The sequence below is a fragment of the Halorussus sp. AFM4 genome, assembly GCF_051194995.1.
Classification (GTDB): Archaea; Halobacteriota; Halobacteria; order Halobacteriales; family Haladaptataceae; genus Halorussus.
Genome location: NZ_JBNTJT010000003.1, coordinates 842128 through 858996, shown reverse-complemented (window position 1 = coordinate 858996; position 16869 = coordinate 842128). Strand labels below are relative to the sequence as shown.

At 71.1% G+C, this 16869-nt stretch carries 16 protein-coding genes; 8 read left to right on the top strand and 8 right to left on the bottom strand.

Annotated features, from left to right (window positions below; all coding sequences use genetic code 11):
• The first annotated feature begins 31 nt into the window (after positions 1-31).
• Positions 32-709, top strand: a complete 678-nt coding sequence (locus tag ACQUQF_RS17470; protein WP_435180387.1) for a DUF4396 domain-containing protein — start codon at positions 32-34, stop codon at positions 707-709.
• A gap of 102 nt (positions 710-811) precedes the next feature.
• Positions 812-1162 carry a four-helix bundle copper-binding protein gene (locus ACQUQF_RS17465; protein WP_435180386.1) on the top strand — a complete coding sequence of 117 codons (351 nt, stop codon included), beginning with the start codon at positions 812-814 and terminating at the stop codon, positions 1160-1162.
• Positions 1163-1192: 30 nt separating this feature from the next.
• On the opposite strand, the gene ACQUQF_RS17460 is transcribed toward ACQUQF_RS17465, so the two are convergent.
• On the bottom strand, positions 1193-1498 hold the full coding sequence (locus tag ACQUQF_RS17460; RefSeq protein WP_435180385.1) for a hypothetical protein: 306 nt from the start codon (positions 1496-1498) through the stop codon (positions 1193-1195).
• Between the two features lie 58 nt (positions 1499-1556).
• Here ACQUQF_RS17460 and ACQUQF_RS17455 point away from each other — a divergent pair, with 58 nt between their 5' ends.
• Positions 1557-2042: a hypothetical protein gene (locus tag ACQUQF_RS17455; protein ID WP_435180384.1), complete on the top strand. Its 486-nt coding sequence runs from the start codon at positions 1557-1559 to the stop codon at positions 2040-2042.
• 19 nt (positions 2043-2061) lie between these two features.
• Here the strand turns inward: ACQUQF_RS17455 and ACQUQF_RS17450 are convergent, their stop codons facing one another.
• Both ACQUQF_RS17450 and thiD read right to left on the bottom strand, forming a co-directional pair.
• Positions 2062-2247 carry a hypothetical protein gene (locus ACQUQF_RS17450; protein ID WP_435180383.1) on the bottom strand — a complete coding sequence of 62 codons (186 nt, stop codon included), beginning with the start codon at positions 2245-2247 and terminating at the stop codon, positions 2062-2064.
• A gap of 66 nt (positions 2248-2313) precedes the next feature.
• Positions 2314-3771 carry a bifunctional hydroxymethylpyrimidine kinase/phosphomethylpyrimidine kinase gene (gene thiD, locus ACQUQF_RS17445; protein WP_435180382.1) on the bottom strand — a complete coding sequence of 486 codons (1458 nt, stop codon included), beginning with the start codon at positions 3769-3771 and terminating at the stop codon, positions 2314-2316.
• A 166-nt stretch (positions 3772-3937) separates the two neighbouring features.
• Between thiD and ACQUQF_RS17440 the strand changes: the two genes are divergently transcribed.
• Entirely contained in the window at positions 3938-4948 is a 1011-nt protein-coding gene (locus tag ACQUQF_RS17440) for an NOG1 family protein (protein ID WP_435180381.1), read from the top strand.
• Here ACQUQF_RS17440 and ACQUQF_RS17435 read toward each other — a convergent pair.
• From ACQUQF_RS17435 to ACQUQF_RS17425, 3 genes are all read right to left on the bottom strand, one after another.
• Positions 4912-6321 carry a TIGR00341 family protein gene (locus ACQUQF_RS17435; RefSeq protein ID WP_435180380.1) on the bottom strand — a complete coding sequence of 470 codons (1410 nt, stop codon included), beginning with the start codon at positions 6319-6321 and terminating at the stop codon, positions 4912-4914. The genes ACQUQF_RS17440 and ACQUQF_RS17435 overlap by 37 nt on opposite strands.
• A 101-nt stretch (positions 6322-6422) precedes the next feature.
• On the bottom strand, positions 6423-7169 hold the full coding sequence (locus ACQUQF_RS17430; RefSeq protein ID WP_435180379.1) for an SIMPL domain-containing protein: 747 nt from the start codon (positions 7167-7169) through the stop codon (positions 6423-6425).
• A gap of 75 nt (positions 7170-7244) precedes the next feature.
• Positions 7245-8543 (bottom strand): TIGR00341 family protein, encoded by a 1299-nt coding sequence (locus ACQUQF_RS17425; protein WP_435180378.1) that lies wholly within the window; start codon positions 8541-8543, stop codon positions 7245-7247.
• A 192-nt stretch (positions 8544-8735) separates the two neighbouring features.
• Here ACQUQF_RS17425 and engB point away from each other — a divergent pair, with 192 nt between their 5' ends.
• The 4 genes from engB (at position 8736) to ACQUQF_RS17405 (ending at position 14323) form a co-directional block, all read left to right on the top strand.
• Positions 8736-9356, top strand: coding sequence for a GTP-binding protein EngB (gene engB / locus ACQUQF_RS17420; RefSeq protein ID WP_435180377.1), 621 nt, complete (start codon positions 8736-8738; stop codon positions 9354-9356).
• A gap of 179 nt (positions 9357-9535) precedes the next feature.
• A complete protein-coding gene (locus ACQUQF_RS17415) occupies positions 9536-12766 on the top strand; it encodes an MEDS domain-containing protein (RefSeq protein WP_435180376.1) in 3231 nt (1076 codons plus the stop codon).
• A gap of 129 nt (positions 12767-12895) precedes the next feature.
• Entirely contained in the window at positions 12896-13144 is a 249-nt protein-coding gene (locus ACQUQF_RS17410) for a hypothetical protein (RefSeq protein ID WP_435180375.1), read from the top strand.
• Between the two features lie 78 nt (positions 13145-13222).
• Complete coding sequence (locus ACQUQF_RS17405) at positions 13223-14323, top strand: NAD(P)/FAD-dependent oxidoreductase (protein WP_435180374.1); 1101 nt, start codon at positions 13223-13225, stop codon at positions 14321-14323.
• Between the two features lie 21 nt (positions 14324-14344).
• Here ACQUQF_RS17405 and ddh read toward each other — a convergent pair whose 3' ends face one another.
• Both ddh and ACQUQF_RS17395 read right to left on the bottom strand, forming a co-directional pair.
• Positions 14345-15274: a D-2-hydroxyacid dehydrogenase gene (gene ddh / locus ACQUQF_RS17400; RefSeq protein ID WP_435180373.1), complete on the bottom strand. Its 930-nt coding sequence runs from the start codon at positions 15272-15274 to the stop codon at positions 14345-14347.
• A gap of 209 nt (positions 15275-15483) precedes the next feature.
• Positions 15484-16860 carry an initiation factor 2B gene (locus ACQUQF_RS17395; RefSeq protein ID WP_435180372.1) on the bottom strand — a complete coding sequence of 459 codons (1377 nt, stop codon included), beginning with the start codon at positions 16858-16860 and terminating at the stop codon, positions 15484-15486.
• Positions 16861-16869 lie beyond the last annotated feature (9 nt).

Here is a 16869-nt window from a genome sequence, read left to right as displayed (position 1 = left end):
CCCGTAAAACCTCGGTCACGTACCGTCGGACATGGGAATCGAGCAAGCGCTGGAGAACGTCCTGACGAACCCGACCTACCTCGCGGCGTGGGGCGTCGTCGTCGCGGCCTCGCTCGCGGTCCTGGTCTGGGACCTCTGGGCGAACAACTCGGAGCTCAAGGGCCTGATGAAGTTCGTCTGGGGGTTCACGGTGCTGTACTCCGGCCCACTCGGGCTCGTCGGCTACTGGTTCTCGGGCCGGACCCAGATCGACCACGACTCGTTCTGGCGCAAGGGGTTCCGGTCGGTCAGCCACTGCTACTCGGGCTGCGGCACCGGGGAGGTGCTCGGCGTCTCGATGGCCGTCGGGCTGTTCGCGTTCAAGACCACCGGGACCGTGATCCTCACGTTCGCGCTGGCGTACCTCTTCGGCTACGCGCTGACGGTCGGCCCGCTGCTCCAGGAGGGCGTCGGGCTGCGCGAGGCGCTCTGGGACGCCTTCTACTCCGAGACCGCCAGCATCACCGTGATGGAGATCGTCGCCATCAGCACCGACATCTGGCTCGCGGGCGAGGCCGCGCTGGGCGACGTGCTGTTCTGGACCTCGCTGGTGTTCTCGCTCACGATGGGCCTGCTGGCCGCCTACCCGGTCAACCTCCTGCTCATCCGCTTCGGCGTCAAGGAGGGGATGATGAACCCCGCGGAGATGGGGACCGAGATGGGCGCCTGACGGCCGGCCGGCGACCGACGGGGACCCGACCGAATGACCCCCTTCCGCCTCGGATTCTTAGCCACCGAGCGTAAGGCGGTCGCTACCGTGTTTTCCTACGCTATGGCACTGTCAGAACTCGACCTGAGTGACGACGCGGCGGAGTGCATGGACAACTGCCTCGAAGCGATGCAGGCCTGCGAGTGGTGCGCCGACCGGTGTCTCGACGAGGACATGGACATGGCCAAGTGCATCCGGCTCTGCCGGGACGTCGCGGACCTCACCAGCGAGCACGCCCGGTTCATGGCGCGCAACTCCAACTACAGCGCCGAGCTCGCCGAGGCCTGCGCCGGCGCCTGCGAGGAGTGCGCCGAGGAGTGCCGCCGCCACGACCAAGACCACTGCCAGGTCTGCGCCGACGTGCTGGAGGACTGCGCCGAGTCCTGTCGTCGGATGATGCAGCAGGCGTCCTGACGACCGAAGAAGATCCAGCCGCGCTCAGACTCACAACCGCGCTTCGATTTCTTCGGCCAGGTCCCGCGCCGCGGCCACGCGCTCGTCGGCTGCCTCACTGCCGGTCTCGTCCACGTTCGAGAGCAGCATCCGGACCTGTCCCACGCGCTTCTCGACGACCGCCTCCGGGACGTCCGGCCCGACCGCGTCCTCGCAGACGGCCTCGGCCTCGCCGAGCCACTGGCTCGCCCGCGCCTCGACGGGCAGTTCGGCGGTGGCTTCGAGATTGGCGTGGAGGTCCGCGACGAGCGACCGCAGGTCGTCGCCCTCGTCTTTCTCGTCGTCAGAACTGGCCATGTTCCGCGTTCGAGTCGAAGCCGCAAGGATGATGCGGTCGAGGCGAGCGCCTCCACGCATGACCGACGAGGACGACGGTCGCGGCGGGACCGCTGACGAGTCCGACCACGACCGCGGCCTCCCGCCCGAGGACCTCCAGTACCCCGAGTTCGTCTTCGAGGCGGGCGAGGTCGGGCCGGACGGGAGCTTCGACCTCGCCGCGGACCTCGACCGCGAGGAACTGCGGGAGTGGATCGAGGACCTCGCGGGCGGCCTCGCCAGCCACGACGTCGCCGTGGAATCCCCGGAGGGCTACGTCACCCTCGGGGTCGCACCGGAGGGCGTCTCGACGTCGTTCGACCCGGACGAGTCGGGCGTCGGCGCGTTCGAGTTCACCGTCGAGATGCGCGCGAAGGCGATGTTCGTCGCCGACGACCCCGACGGCGAGAAGGTGGGCGCCCGCGGCGGCAAGGGGTTCGTCCCGATAGAGATGCTGACCGGCGAGAGCGAGGCCGAGGAGTTCCGGTGTTACAACTGGATGGGCGATTCGACGGACGGGGATTGACGGAATACCTTCTCACAAATCACGTTTGCCGGTAGCCCTTCACGGAGTTGACGAGGAAGAATCCGAGGAGAACGACGACAACGACGACGAGATACGTCGCCACCAGTCCCGAACCACTGGTTAGGCCGAACTCGCCGCCCCATTCGGCCAGGACGACGAACGTAACGAGGAGGGCGAGCGAGGCGAGAACGCGATACGCGTTCATACCGCCAACGTCGATGCGATGACACAAAAAGCTTCCTCGAGTGTAAACCGACACTGACGCGCCCGATCAGAGACTGTCCGCCAGCGCCAGCACGCGCTCGGTCAGTTCGTCCGCATCCCCCGCGACGATCTTCGTCATCGCCTCCTTGCCGACCTCGCCGCGGTCCACGACCGCCACGGGGGTCCCCTCCACGGACTCGAACGCCCGGCGGGCGCCCCACTGCATCGTGGACCCCTCTGCCTCCTTCACCTCGTCCGGTTCCGACCCCCGGTCGTACTCGGCGACCGCCCAGTCCAGCGAGTCCAGCGCGGCCTCCACGTCGACGTCGAACCGGCAGTTCGCGGCGAACCGGAGGTCGGGGTCGAACTCCCGACAGGAAAGCAGGAAGCGCGCGACGTGGCTCGACGCGCCGAAGCGCACGCCCCGGTTGGGCTTCACCCCCGAGAGCGTCCGGGTGACGCGGCCCTCCACCGCGGCGGTCTCGTCGACCCGCTCGGCGTAGGGCGTCGCGCCGACGACGTTCGTCCCGACCTCCGGCACGAGCGCGGAGACGTCGGTGTCGACGAACTCCCGGACGACGCCTCGCACTGCTTCGGCGGTGGATTCCCGGGCGGCGCGGTTCCGGACTTCGACCGAGTGGTGCACCGACCCGGCTCCCTCGCCCACGTCGAGAGAGTAGCGGACCGCCCGGGTCGCGAAGTCCACGCCCGCCTCGACCGCCTCCCCGAGATCGTCGCCGCGGGCGAGGCGGGCCGCGATGGCCGCCGAGAGCGCGCATCCGGACCCGTGGGTCGCGTCGGTGTCGATGCGGGGGTGGTGGTGCGCGCAGGTCCGGTCTGAGGTCACCAGCACGTCCCGGACCGTCTCGCCGGGGACGTGGCCGCCTTTCACGAGGGCGGCGTCGGCGCCCATCGCGACCAGTTCCTCGCCCGCGGCGACCGCCGACTCGCGGTCGGTGACGTCGACGCCGGTCAGCACCGCGGCCTCGTCGGCGTTGGGCGTCACGAGCGCGGCCTCCGCGACCAGGTCCGCGTAGGCGTCCTCGGCCTCGCGGTCGAGCAGGCGGTCGCCCGAGGCGGCGACCATCACGGGGTCGACCACGACCGGGAAGTCGGCCGCGGCGGCGCGGTCGGCCGCGAGTTCGACTATCTCGGCGGTCGCGAGCATCCCGGTCTTGGCCGCCCGGACGTCGAAGTCGCCGGTCACGGCGTCGATCTGGGCCGCGACCTCCGCCGGGGGCAGGACGTGGGTCGACTCCACCCCGCGGGTGTGCTGGGCGGTGACCGCGGTCACGGCGCTGGTCCCGAACGCGCCGTGGGCCTCGATGGTCTTGAGGTCGGCCTGCACGCCCGCGCCGCCGCCGGAGTCGCTGCCCGCCACGGTCAGCGCGACGGGCGTCGCGACCGGGGCGGCCCGCCGGGCGCCGGTCGAGCGGTCGACGCCCCGGTCGGTCGTCGCGTCGGCGTCACTCCCGTTCGCCCGGTCGCCGTCTAGGTCGGTCGCGTCGGTGTCCTCGTCGCTCATTGCACGGTAGTACAACCGAGTGGTACTTAGTGGTGGGTGGTCCGGACGCGCTTCTACGGTCGTCCGGTCGGCGGGCCGCGGGCCCGGCGGCGCTCGACGCCGGGAGTCCGACCGCGCCACGCCCGTATGGACGCCCTTTTAAGCCCGCGAGACCCTATCTACGTCCATGATTTTCGAGAACCTGCCGACGACACCCACGTCGGAGGAGCTCATCGACAAGGCGTTCTCGCGGGCCGCGCGGGCCGGCCGGGCCAAGAGCGGCGCCGAGGCCCAGCAGTCGATGCTCCAGACCGCCTCCAACATCCTGAGCGACAACCTCCAGAACGTCGCGGCCGAGTGGCCCGACTTCGACGAGGTCGACCCGTTCTACTACGAGCTCGCCGACGCCATCGTCGACGTCGACGAGCTCCGCAAGAGCCTCTCGGAGATCCAGTGGGCCAGCCGGAAGACCCACGACATCGGCCGGGAGTACCAGGGCAAGCTCACCGGCGACGCCGAGGCCGACCGGAAGTTCCGCAAGCAGGGGTTCGCCCGGCTCGCCGACGTGGTCGAGGAGGTCGCCGACGACCTCGAGCGGGTGGGCCAGGCCCACCAGGACCTCCGGCGGCTCCCCGACATCGACCCCGACGAGCCGACGATCGTGGTCGCGGGCTACCCCAACGTCGGCAAGTCGTCGTTCGTCAACGCGGTCACCAACGCCCGCAACGAGATCGCCGAGTACCCCTTCACGACCAAGAGCGTCCGGGTGGGCCACTTCGAGCGCGACCGCATCCGCTACCAGATCGTCGACACGCCCGGCCTGCTGGACCGCCCCGCCGACGAGCGCAACGACATCGAGAACCAGGCGGTGTCGGCGCTGACCCACCTCGCGGACGCCATCCTCTTCGTCGTCGACGCCAGCGGCTACTGCGGCTACCCCCTCGACGCCCAGCTCGACCTCCGGGACGCGCTCGCCGAGCAGTTCGAGGGCGTGCCGGTGCTCACCGTCTGCAACAAGGCCGACCTCTCGACCGACGTCGAGGCCGACGCCTACATTAGCGTCGAGAACGGCGAGCGCGTTGCCGAACAGAGCTCGGCAGGCTCCGACCCGAAGGTTCAGACTGTGGACGACGTGCTGGACGCCGCGGTCGAGGCGGTCGGCTACGAGCCCGAGCTCCCCTTCGAGGACCGGGAGTAGGGCGCCTTCAGCGGAGACTGCGAGCGGGGCGTCCTCAGGGACCGGAATCCGGTCGTCCCGCTTTCCCCGACCGGAGCGAGCGACTGCCGGCCGGGCTTGGCGGTCTGGTAGTCCACGAAGTGGACGCGCACGGCGGGGTCCTGGCCCGTCGCGGCGGCGATCTGGCGCTGCAGCCGGCTCGCGAGGTTCGGGTACTCCCGGTCGGACGTGCGACTGATGGTGACGGTGACCGTCTCCGGCTCGAAGTTGTTGCCGGTGAAGCCGAACTGGGTGTTCGTGCTGACGTACGTCAGGTTGGCGTAGGCCGGGTCGTCGAGCACCGAACTGACCTGCTGGTTGATCTCGCGCGAGTAGGTGATCTGCTGGTAGGTGGCGAACGTCGCGCCGCCGGCGACGAGGACGATCGCCGCCACCGCGAGCGCGACGGTCGCGGTCCGCCCGGTCCCGTCGAACGCCCAGGACCGCCAGTCGAACTCGTCGGGCCGATAGCCCAGGTACCGCAGCGTGACGAACGCGGCGACGTTGATGCCGGTGACCGAGACGAGCAGCAGGACCAGCGACCCGGCCGCGACGACCGGGAACCCCCAGATGGTGGCGATGCCGGTCGTCGCGGCGGCCGGAATCAGCGCCGCGGCGATCATCACGCCGATGAGCGAGGTCGGCCCCTTCGTCGTCAGCCCGAACGCCGAGGCGCTCCCGGCCGCGAGGCCGACCGCCACGGTCAGCAGGCTCGGCGCGACCCGGGAGCTGATCTGTCCGAGCGCGGTGATCTGTAGCTGCGGGACGAACGAGAACGCCTTGAGCAGGTAGCCGAACGCCAGCGCGGTGACGACGGCGACGGCGAGACCGATCGCCTGCAATTTGATGCTGTCGACGAGCATCTCCCTGTCCCCGGTCACCCCGCCGACGCTCGCGGTGAGCACCGGCCCGACCATCGGCGCGATGACCATCGACCCGACGACGATGGCGGGCGAGTCGAGCAGCAGCCCCGCGGTGGCGATGACGGCGCTCAGGAAGATCATCCAGACGAACGACGTCAGGTCGTGGGCCATGTCGCGGGCCTTCGACCGGAGCTCCCGCCTGGTCAGGGGGTCGAAGTCGCCGGAGTACCGGTCCTCCAGCAGCTCCATGGTCGACGTGGAGGCGGTCTCGGCCGTCCCCACGACGGTGTACTCCGCCTCTTCGAGCCCGGCGTCCCGGAGCGCGTCCATCACGTCGCCGACCCCGTCGCTCGGCAGGGGGAACTCCACGAGCACCGCCTCGCCCGACCGTTCGTCGGTCTCGAGGACGGCGTAGTCGATCTGCTTCTCGTCGAGCGCACCCAGGATCGGGCCGCGGCGCTCGTCCGGCACCAGGACGTGTATCAGGCGCACACGGGAGGCACGGGTTAGCGACGCAAAAGAATTCAGGCCGTCGCCCGGCGGGACCGCCGGGCGGGCGGGTCGTTACCCGTCACCTCGGTGCGCCGGCACCGTCACCCGGTCGCGTTGTACGTCACCGACACCTGCGCGGTGACGGTGACCGGCCCCGACTCGATCTCCGTCGCCGCCTGGCCGCCGGCGTCGGCCGAGAGCGCCTCGACCCGGATCGGACTGTAGCTGAAGTCGCCGGTCGACACGCTGTGGACCCCCTCGATGGTCAGGTTCGTGCTCTCGGCGATGACGTCGGCGTTGGCCCGGGCGTTGTCTATCGCGTCCCGGAGCGCCTCGGCCCGGATCTCGCGCCGGCGCTCCTCCGAGAGCGTGAGCTCGACGCCGTCGACCCGGTCGGCGCCGTTCGACACTGCCGCGTCGAGCACCGCGCCGGCCCGGCTGGCGTTCGACAGGGTGATCTCGAAGGCGTGGACCCCCTGGAAGCCGGCGGGGACGCGGTCGCCGTTCTGCTCGCGGTACTCCCGGTCGATGCTGAACGCGACCGTCCGGACCCGGTCGTCGCCGACGCCGACGCGACGGAGCGCCTGGCGCAACTGCGTGGCGTTCTCGGCGAGCCGCTCCCGGACCGCGTTCGCGTCCTCGCCGCTGGCCAGCACCGCGACCCGCAGCACCGCCTGGTCGGGCTCGGCCGCGGCCTGCCCGGTCGCCGAGACGCTGATGGTCTTGCCCTCGGCGGCCGGTCGGACTGTCTGTGCGCTGGCGTCGCCCGTCGGATTCAGGCTCCCGACGCAGCCGGCCGTCAGCAGCAGGACGGCGACACCCACCGTTGCGAGTACTCCCCTGGACATCGCCACGTCGGTACGACGCACCGACACATAAGGTTCCGCTCGACTCGAACCGGCGCTTGCGCCTTCAGGGCGGGTTCACTGCGAGCCCACGTCGTACTCGACGTACCGCACCTGGACGGTGACGTCGTGGCCCGTGTTGCGGTTGATGCGCCGGCTCAGCGTCTCGGCGAGGTCCGGATACGACGTGTCGGGCGGCCGGCCCACGGTGACGACCACGCGCTGGGTCTGGTCGAACGGGATGGTGCCGCTGCCGCGGAACTCCATGTCGAACAGCCGCGCCCGGTCGTACGCGCCGTCGCCGAGCACGGCGTCGGCCTCCTGGCGGACCTGGTTCTGGAACTGGGCCTCCTGGACGGTGGCGAACGTGACGCCGCCGAGGAACACCGAGAGCAGGCCGATGGCGACCACGAGGATCCCGGCGCGCTTGAGCAGCGCCGACCGGGTCTGGTCGTGCTCGAAGATGTTCTTCGGCCCGTAGTCGAGGTACCACAGCACCGCCAGCCCCGCGAGGTTGATGGACAGCAGGTTGACGAGCACGAGCACGAGCGAACTCACCGCGGCCAGCGGCTTCCACCACGCGATGGCGATGCCCACCGCGGCGGCCGGCGGCACGAGCGCGGCCGCGATCATCACGCCCACGATGGCGACCGAGACGCCCGACGCGAGGCTCAGCACGCCGGCCGCGCCCGCCCCGAGCGCGACCGCCAGCGAGAGGAAGTCCGGCGTGAGCCGGCCGCTGACCTGCGAGATGGCGAGCACGTCGGTCTGGGGCGGGATGAGCAGGCCGTACCGCACCGCGGCCGCGAACAGGGTGGCGGCCGCGATCGCGGCGAAGCCGCCGATGAACTGGTACTTCACGCCCCGACGGAACAGGTCCCGGTCGCCGAGCACGGTGCCGACGCTCGCGCCCATCGCCGGGCCGATGAGCGGCGCGATGACCATCGACCCCACGACAACCGCGGGCGAGTCCAGCAGCATGCCCGCGGTGGCGACGACCGCGCTGATGACGGTCATCGCCACGAACGTCGGGAACTCCGGGGTCATCTCGTGGGCCTCGGTCCGGATCTCCTCGCGGGCGATGGTCTCCGGGTCGCCGCCCTGCTCGGCGTAGCGCTTCTCGAGCTCCTGGTACCGGCGGGAGGTGTCGGTCTCGGCGTCGATGATGACGGCGTGGGGGTCCTCGCCGAGGCCGGCGTCCTGGAGCCTGTCGAGGACGGGCTGGACCGCGCTGGTCGGCAGCGGGAAGTAGGCGATGGCGGTGTACTCGCGGCCGCTGGTCTCGTCGGTCAGCATGTAGTCGACGCCCTCATCCTCCAGGACGTCGGCGACCAGCTCTCGCTTGCCCGCCGGAATCGAAACCTGCACGAGCCGCATACGTTCGGGGATGGCACGGAAGGGGTAAATAAGCCGCGACCCGCCGACGGAGGCGGCTCGCGGCGGGAAATGTCGCCTGATACCGAGTGTCACGCCCGGCGCGGCTCGGCCCCTCGGCGCCCCGTCCCCGGCTCGTCGGGGGCGAGCCGGCGCAACCGCGGCCGTTAAACCCCGCCGCCGGCAAGTGACGGTATGTTCGAGAGTCGCCCGGACCGCGGCGCCGAGGTGGTGTTCGTCGGCCGGTCGAACGTCGGCAAGTCCACGCTGATGCGCGAGCTGACGGGCCACACCTTCGACACCGGGAGCAAGCCCGGGGTCACGCGGTCGCCCAACCACTACGACTGGGCCAGCGAGGACTTCGTGCTGACCGACCTGCCGGGGTTCGGATTCATGTCGGGCGTGCCCGAGGAGCGCCGCGAGCAGATCAAGACCGACATCGTCCGGTACATCGAGGACAACGCCGAGAAGATCCTGGTGGGCGTGCTCGTCGTCGACGGCAAGAGCGCGGTCGACATCATCGACCGTCACTCCGGCGAGGACGAGGTCCCCTACGACGTCGAGATGTTCTACTTCCTCCGGGACGTCGACATCCCGGTCGTGGTCGCGGTCAACAAGATGGACAAGGTCGACGACGAGGACGAGCGCCTGGACGAGCTCTGCGACCGGCTGGGCCTGCACCCGCCGTGGCAGCAGTGGCGCGACACCATCGCCCCGATCAGCGCCAAGCGCGGCAACATCGACGCGCTCACCGAGGCCGTGAAGGACCACCTCCACGAGCAGCAGCGCGACGACCTGCTGAAGTTCTTCTCGTAGATTCCGCGACAGAACGTTGGACGGAGCGGGCGGAGCTATCCCGTGAGACGGGTTCTCCCGGACGACAGTATCTTTTTACGGCCGGGAGCGCTGGTACCGGTAATGAACCGAATCTACCGGTCGGTCGAGCGCGCCGCGTCTGCCCGGCCACGGCGCTCCGGACGGGGGGAGGCGACGCCGTGAGCGAGCATCCGCCGCCGGCCGCCGGGGCGCCGCTCGAACCCGGGCTCGAGGCGCTCGAGACGGGCCCGGAGTTCCGCGGTCCCGTCGAGCGCCTCGACGGCCACCACTGCAACGACCACTTCGCCCAGATCTACGAGACCGACGAGGAGCGGTTCGCCGCGGCCGTCTCGTTCGCCCGCCACGGTCTCGAGTCGGGCGAGCGCGTCATGTACGTCGTCGACGAGGACCGCGAAGCGGAGGTCCGGGCGGCGCTCCGGGACGGCGGCGTCGACGTCGCCGCCGCGGTCCACTCCGGCGCGCTGTCGTTCCACACCGCGTCCGACACGTACCTCCGGAACGACTCGTTCGAGCCCGACGAGATGGTCGAGTTCTACGGCGACACCGTCGCCGAAGCCGACGCGGCGTACGAGGGGCTGCGCATCGTCGCCGAGACGTCGTGGCTCGACGGCGACCGCATCACCTACGAGCAGTTCATGGAGTACGAGGCGAAGGTCAACCGGCTGTTCGACGCCGAGAACTGCGTCGCGCTCTGCCAGTACGACCGGAGCCGGTTCCCGCCCGAGTTCGTCCGGAACATCGTGCGTTCCCACCCCCACCTCATCCACGACGGCGCCGTCAGCCACAACGTCTACTACACGCCGCCCGAGGAGGTCTTCGACGACGACCCCGCCCGCGAGGTCGACCGGATGCTGGGGACGCTCCGCGAGCGGACCGAGGCGAAGGACCGGCTCCAGCGGCGCGACCGGTTCCTCCGTGAGTTCCACGCCGTCACGGCCGACCGGACCCTGTCGTTCGAGGAGAAGGTCCGCGCGCTCCTCGACCTCGGCCGCGAGCAGTTCGACCTGGCGGTGGGCGGGCTGAACCGCGTCGACCCCGACGCCGACCACTTCGAGGTCGAGTACCTCAGCGGCGACCACGACCACTTCGAGCCCGGCGCGGAGTTCCCGCTGTCGGACACGTACTGCCAGGCGGCCGCCGACATCCGGTCGGCCGCCCTCGTGACGGACCCGGCCGCCGAGGGGCTCGCGGACATCCCGGTCTTCGAGGAGTTCGGCATCGAGGGGTACCTCGGGACCTACGTCCCGGTCGACGGCGGCCCCGACCGGACGCTCGGGTTCCTCCCGGCCGCGTCGGAGTCGGCGTCGTTCTCCGCCGAGGACCGGATGTACCTCGAGCTCATGGGCCAGTGGATCGGTCACGAGCTCAACCGCCGCCAGCGCGAGCGGTTCCTCCGGGAGTGCTACGAGACGACCTCCGACCCCACCCTGTCGTTCGAGGAGAAGCTCGACGCGCTGTTCGACCTCGGCCGCCGACAGTTCGGCCTCGAGATCGGCGGTCTGTCCAGGGTCGACCCCGAGACCGACCTGTTCGAGATCGAGCACGTCAGCGGCGACCACGACCACTTCGAGCCCGGGGCGCGGGCCGACCTCTCGGAGACGTACTGCCGGCTGGTGACCGAGGACGGCGCGACCGCCGCCGTGACCGACCCCGTCGACGCGGGGTTCGAGGACAGAGTGTGCTACGAACGGTTCGGCGTGCGGACGTACCTCGGCACCCACCTCACGGTCGAGGGCGGCCCCGACCGGACGTTCTGGTTCGTCTCGACCGAGCCGCGCGAGACCCCGATCACCGACGAGGAGCGCACGTTCGTCCACCTGATGGGCCAGTGGGTGAAGTACGAGCTGGAGCGCCGCCAGCGCGAGCGCCAGCTCGAACGCACCAAGACCCGGTTCGAGACGGTGTTCGAACAGAGCAACGACGGCGTCCTCCTCGTCGACCCCGAGGCCGACGAACTCGTGGACGCGAACGCGGCGGCCGCCCGGATGCTGGGGTACGCCCGGGACGAACTCGCGTCGCTGCGCCCGTCCGACATCCACCCGAACGAACGGGAGCAGTGCCGCGCGTTCCTCGACAGGGCGCTCGAGACCGGCTCGGCGTGGAGCGAGGACCTCCACTGCCGCACCAGGGACGGCCGCGACGTCCCGACGGAGATCTCGGCGGCGGCGGTCTCGCTCGACGGTCGCGAGCTCGTGCTCGCGAACGTCCGACCCATCGACGAGCGCAAGACCCACGAGCGGTACCAGCGCGAGCTGTACGAGACCGTCGCCGATTCGACGGCCCCGTTCGAGGCGAAGCTCGCGGACCTGCTCGAACTGGGTTGCGATCGGTTCGGTCTCGAAATCGGGTACTTCGCCCGGACCGACGACGACGACGCGTTCGAGATCATCGAGGCGGTCGGCGGCCACGACCGCATCGAGCCGGGCGTCACGGACTCGCTTTCGAACACGTACTGCGAGAAGCTGCTCGCCTCGCCCGACCCCGTCTCCGTGAGGTCCGCGGCGGAGGCCGGGTGGACCGACGACCCCGCGTACGAACGGTTCGGGCTCGACGCCTACTTCGCGACGACGGTCAACGTCGGGAACGACGAGCACGCGACGCTGTGTTTCGCCTCGGAGACGCCCCGCGAGCAGCCCTTCGCCAAGGCCGAGCGCACGTTCCTCGACCTGATGGGCCAGTGCGTGAGCTACGAACTCGAACGCACCCACCGCGAGGCCCAGCTCCGGCAGAAGAACGACCGGCTTGAATCGTTCGCCAGCATGCTGGCCCACGAGCTCCGCAACCCCGTCACCATCGGCCAGATCTACGGCCAGCAGCTCTCGGGCGAGCAGAACGCCGAGGCGATCGACTACGTCACCGAGGCGTTCGACCGCATCGAGGACATGGTCGACGTCCTGCTGATTCTGACCCGGGGCCGGGAGGCGGTCGGCGAGCGCGCGCCGATCGACCTCGGGGACGCCGCCCGCGACGTGTGGGAGACGGTCGAGGCGCCCGACGCCGCGCTCCGGGTCGACCTCGACCGCACCATCGAGGCCGACGAGACGTACGTCAGCCACCTGTTCCGCAACCTGCTCGACAACGCTGTCGAGCACGGCTCGACAGGCCGTGAGGCGCAGTCTCACGACGCCGTGGAACAGGCCGGGGCCGACGTCACCGTCACGGTCGGCGACCTCCCGTCCGGGTTCTACGTCGCGGACGACGGCGTCGGCATCCCCGAGGACGAGCGCGAGGCGGTCTTCGACGAGGGGTACACGACGGCCGCCGACAGCGGCGGGACCGGGCTCGGGCTGGCGTTCGTCCGGAAGCTCGCCGAGGTGTACGAGTGGGAGGTCTCGGTGACCGAGAGCGAGTCGGGCGGCGCGCGCTTCGAGTTCCGGAACGTCGCCTGACGGTCCGGCCCGCTAATTGTCGCCTAACGCGAGCAAAATCAGTCCTTGCCAACGGGTACGGTTGCCCGCCGCCGCCCGCATCGGCGGTCGGCCACCACGCCTACCACGCTCGGCGCCGACCGCCCTCCTATGCCAGACCTGACCGAGGACGAGGTGGCGAACGTCGTGCTGGACGGCGAGGGCAACCGGATCGGCGTGGTCACCGACGTCGAGGACGGGACCGCCTACGTCGACCCCGACGACGACATCGCGGGCCCGCTCAAGACCAAGCTCGACTGGGGCAGCGACACCCGCGACGCCTACCCGCTCCGGCACGACGCCGTCGGCGAGGTGACCGACGACGAGATCCGGTTGCGCGACGAGTACGTGGGCCACTGACGGCGCTCCGGACCGCTGCGCTTCTTCTCCGATTCCGCGGCCCCAAGTCGGAACATCCCGTCGCCCGTACCCGAGGTAATGGCACAGACTCCGGCCTACGAGGTGGTCGTCGTCGGCGGTGGCCCCGCGGGGCTCACGACCGCGCTGTACGCGACCCGGCTCGGCCACCGGACCGCGCTCGTCAACCGCGAGGGCGGCCGGTACGAGACGGTCTCGCACGTCCACAACCTGGTCGGGGTCTCGGAGGAGACCTCCGGCCGGGACGTGACCGAACTCGCCGTCGACCAGCTGGAGGAGTACGGCGCCGACTACTACCGCGACGACGTGCGCTCCGTCGATCGGATCGACCCCGACGCCGACGCGGCCGACTTCGAGAACCGGAGCGACGACACCCGATTCCGGGTCGACGCCGAGAGCGTCGCGCTGCGGGCCGACCGCGTGGTGCTGGCCACCGGCTTCACCGACGTCCCGCCCCAGGTCCGCAACCTCCGGGAGTTCGCCGGCCGGGGACTCCACTACTGCCTCCACTGCGACGCCTACACTCTCGGCGACGACCCCGTGTTCGTGCTCGGCCACGACGACCACGCCGCCGAGGTGGCGATGATCCTGCTCAACTTCACCGACGACGTCGACCTGCTGCTCAACGACGAGGAGCCGACGTGGGGCGACGACGCGGCCGCGCAGGTCCGCGAGCACCCGGTCGAGGTGGTCGACGACCGGGTCGACCACGCCTACGCCGCGACCGACCCCGACCGCGGCGGCGACGCCGAGGAGTGGCTCGGCGGCCTGGAGTTCGCCGACGGCCACACCCGGGAGTACGGCGGCGGCTTCGCGGTCTACGGCCGGGAGTACAACAACGAGCTCGCGACCGGCCTGGACTGTGAGTGCAACGACGACGGCTCGGTCGCGGTCGACGAGAACCGCGAGACCAGCGTCGACGGCGTCTACGCGGTCGGCGACCTGACCCACGGCCAGAACCAGACGCCCATCGCGCTGGGCGACGGCGCCTACGCCGGCATCGCGCTCCACAAGGACCTCCGGCAGTTCCCGGTCCCGGCCGACGACCTCGACCGGCTCGCCGACCTCGACGTGCCCGCGATGCCCGACGACCTCCGCGCCCGGATGTGGCGGGTGCAGGACGCCGACGAGCACGCCGGGATGACGCCGCCCGGCGAGTGACGGCGGCCGGCGTCACTCCGATCAGACGACCCGGTTCGTCATCTCGTCGCCCGACGCCAGCCGGTCGAGGTTCTCCCGGACCAGCCCCGCGATGTGGCGGTGGTAGTCGCGCTCGGCCGCCGCCCGGTGGGGCGTCACGACGACCTCCTCGAAGTCCCACAGCGGGGAGTCCTCGGGCAGCGGCTCCGCCTCGAACACGTCGAGGCCGGCGCCGGCGATCTCGCCCTCGCGGAGCGCCGCGACCAGCTCGTCCTCCGCGACCACGGGGCCGCGGGCGACGTTGACGAGGTAGGCGCCGTCGTCCATCGCGGCGAACTCCGCGGCGCCGAACAGCCCCTCGGTCTCGTCGGTCAGCGGCACCGCCAGCGCGACGAACCGGGCGCCCGCGACCGCCTCGTGGAGGTCGTCGGGCGTGTAGACGGTCTCGGTGTGCGGGGCGGGCTCGCCCGACCGCCGGACGCCCACGACCTCCATGCCGAGGGCGTCGGCGCGCTCGGCGATGCCCCGGCCGAGGGTGCCGAGCCCGACGACGCAGCACCGCTCGCCCTGGAGGGTGAACGGGGCGTCCCACTCGGGGTGGGCCCACTCGTGGGCCTCCTGCTGGCGGACGTAGGTGTGGAGCCGGCGGGCGAACGTCAGCATCAGGCCGACCGCGAACTCGCCGACGCTGGTGTCGTGGATGCCCGTGCTGCTGGTCAGCGCGACGCCCGCCGCCTCGAACTCGTCGAGCGGGAACGCGTCGTACCCGGCCTGGATGGAGTGGACCCACTCGACGCCCGAGTCGAGGAAGGCCGGGGAGTGGCCGAACGCCACGACCGCGTCGCAGTCGTCGAGCTCGTCGTCGTCGACCACGGCGACCGCCGGGCCTGATTCCGACAGCTCGTCTCGCAGCTCCTCGGGCGGGAAGACGGCGCTCACCGACTCGTGGATGCCGATGCGTCCTACCTGCATGGGTACGTCTCCGAATGCTCCGCGGTTGAATCTTCGGGTAAAGGTGTTCGGTGCGGACGCCGCGTCGCGTCGAAGGGCGGCTCGGTTGAAGGTCCTCGTCAGAAGGGGCTCGGTGGGGGTAACCCTCGTCACTGCCGCCCGTCGGGGGTTGGCGCGTCGCGGCCTTGGCTCTTGCGTGTCCGGGTCGACCGCCCGACTACCGGTCCGGCCTACTCGCCGTCGCGCCACGCCGCGAGCTCCTGTAGCTCCTCGGCCACCTGCGAGACGCCGTCAGCGTCCAGTGCGCCGCGCTCCGTGACGACGCTCGCGATCAGGTCGGCCGGCGTCGCGTCGAAGGTCGGGTTCAGCACGTCGATGTCGGCCTCGCCGTCGTACACCGCGCCGGCCTCACCCTCCTCCAGATGCACCGCGTCGTCGGTCCGGACCTTGTCGCTCGCCGCGACCGCGTGGACCGGGACGCCCTCGCGGGCCGCGGCGATCGCGACTCCGCGGGTGCCGGTCTTGTTGACGACCCGCCCGTCCGGCAGGACCGCGTCGGCGCCGACGACCACCGCGTCGACGTCGGCGGTCGCCAGCACGTGTGCCGCGGCGGCGTCGGTGTGGAGCGTCACCTCGGGGCGCTCCCCGTCCGCGCTCTCGGCGAGCGCCTCCGCGACGCCGACGCCCTCGCGGGCCGGCCGCGACTCGGCGACGAACGCCGCCGCGGCCGCGGGCAGGGCGTCGAGCACGGTCCCCGACCGCGAGAGGGTGAGCACGCGGTCGCCGCGAATCCGGTCGGCCGCGGCCTCGGCGGCCCGCTCGTCGGCCCGGTAGGCGCGCTCGATGCCATCGCGGGCGGCCCGCTCGACGGCCTCGGGGGTCCGGCCCTCGTCGGCGGCGTCGGCCATCGCCCGGTTCACCCGGTTGCCGACCGCGGCCATGCTCGGTCGGGCGTCGAGCAGCGCGTCGGCGAGGTCGGCCAGCTGGTCCCACCCGCCAGTCTCCTGCACCGCGAAGCTGCCGGCCCGGTCCCGCAGCACCTCGAGCGCCCGGACCGAGACGTAGGCCGACCCGTGGTCCTCGTCCTCGGCGACCCGGCCGACGGTCGGGGCCACCCGGGAGTAGGAGGTCCAGAGGTTCGAGACCGTCTCGCGCCGCAGTATCTCGGTCGGGTGGACCCACTCGGCGTCGGCGGTCTCCCAGTCGGTCTCTGCGTCGCGGCGCTCGCAGTCGAAGAGGTACGGGTGGACGACCCACTCCGTGTCCAGCTCCTCGTCCTCGAAGCTGAAGCTGACGCCCCTCCGGGCGAGCGTGCAGGCGTCGAGCAGCCCCGTCTCCTCGGCGATCTCCTCGCGGGCCGCGGCGTCCTCGCGGGCCGTGTCATTTTCGCGGGCCGTGGTGTCTTCGCGGGCCGCGACGTCCTTGCGAGCGTCGGCGGGCGTGGGCTCGGAGGACGCGGTTCGTCCTCCGGCGTCGGGGTCGCCCTCGACGTGGCCCGCCACGCCGCCCCACAGGCCGGCGTACGAGCCCACCTCGTCGGAGCGCCTGAGCAGCAGGACCTCGCCGCGGTTCCGCAGAAAGCAGGTGACGACGTGCGTCTCCTCCATGCCGGACGC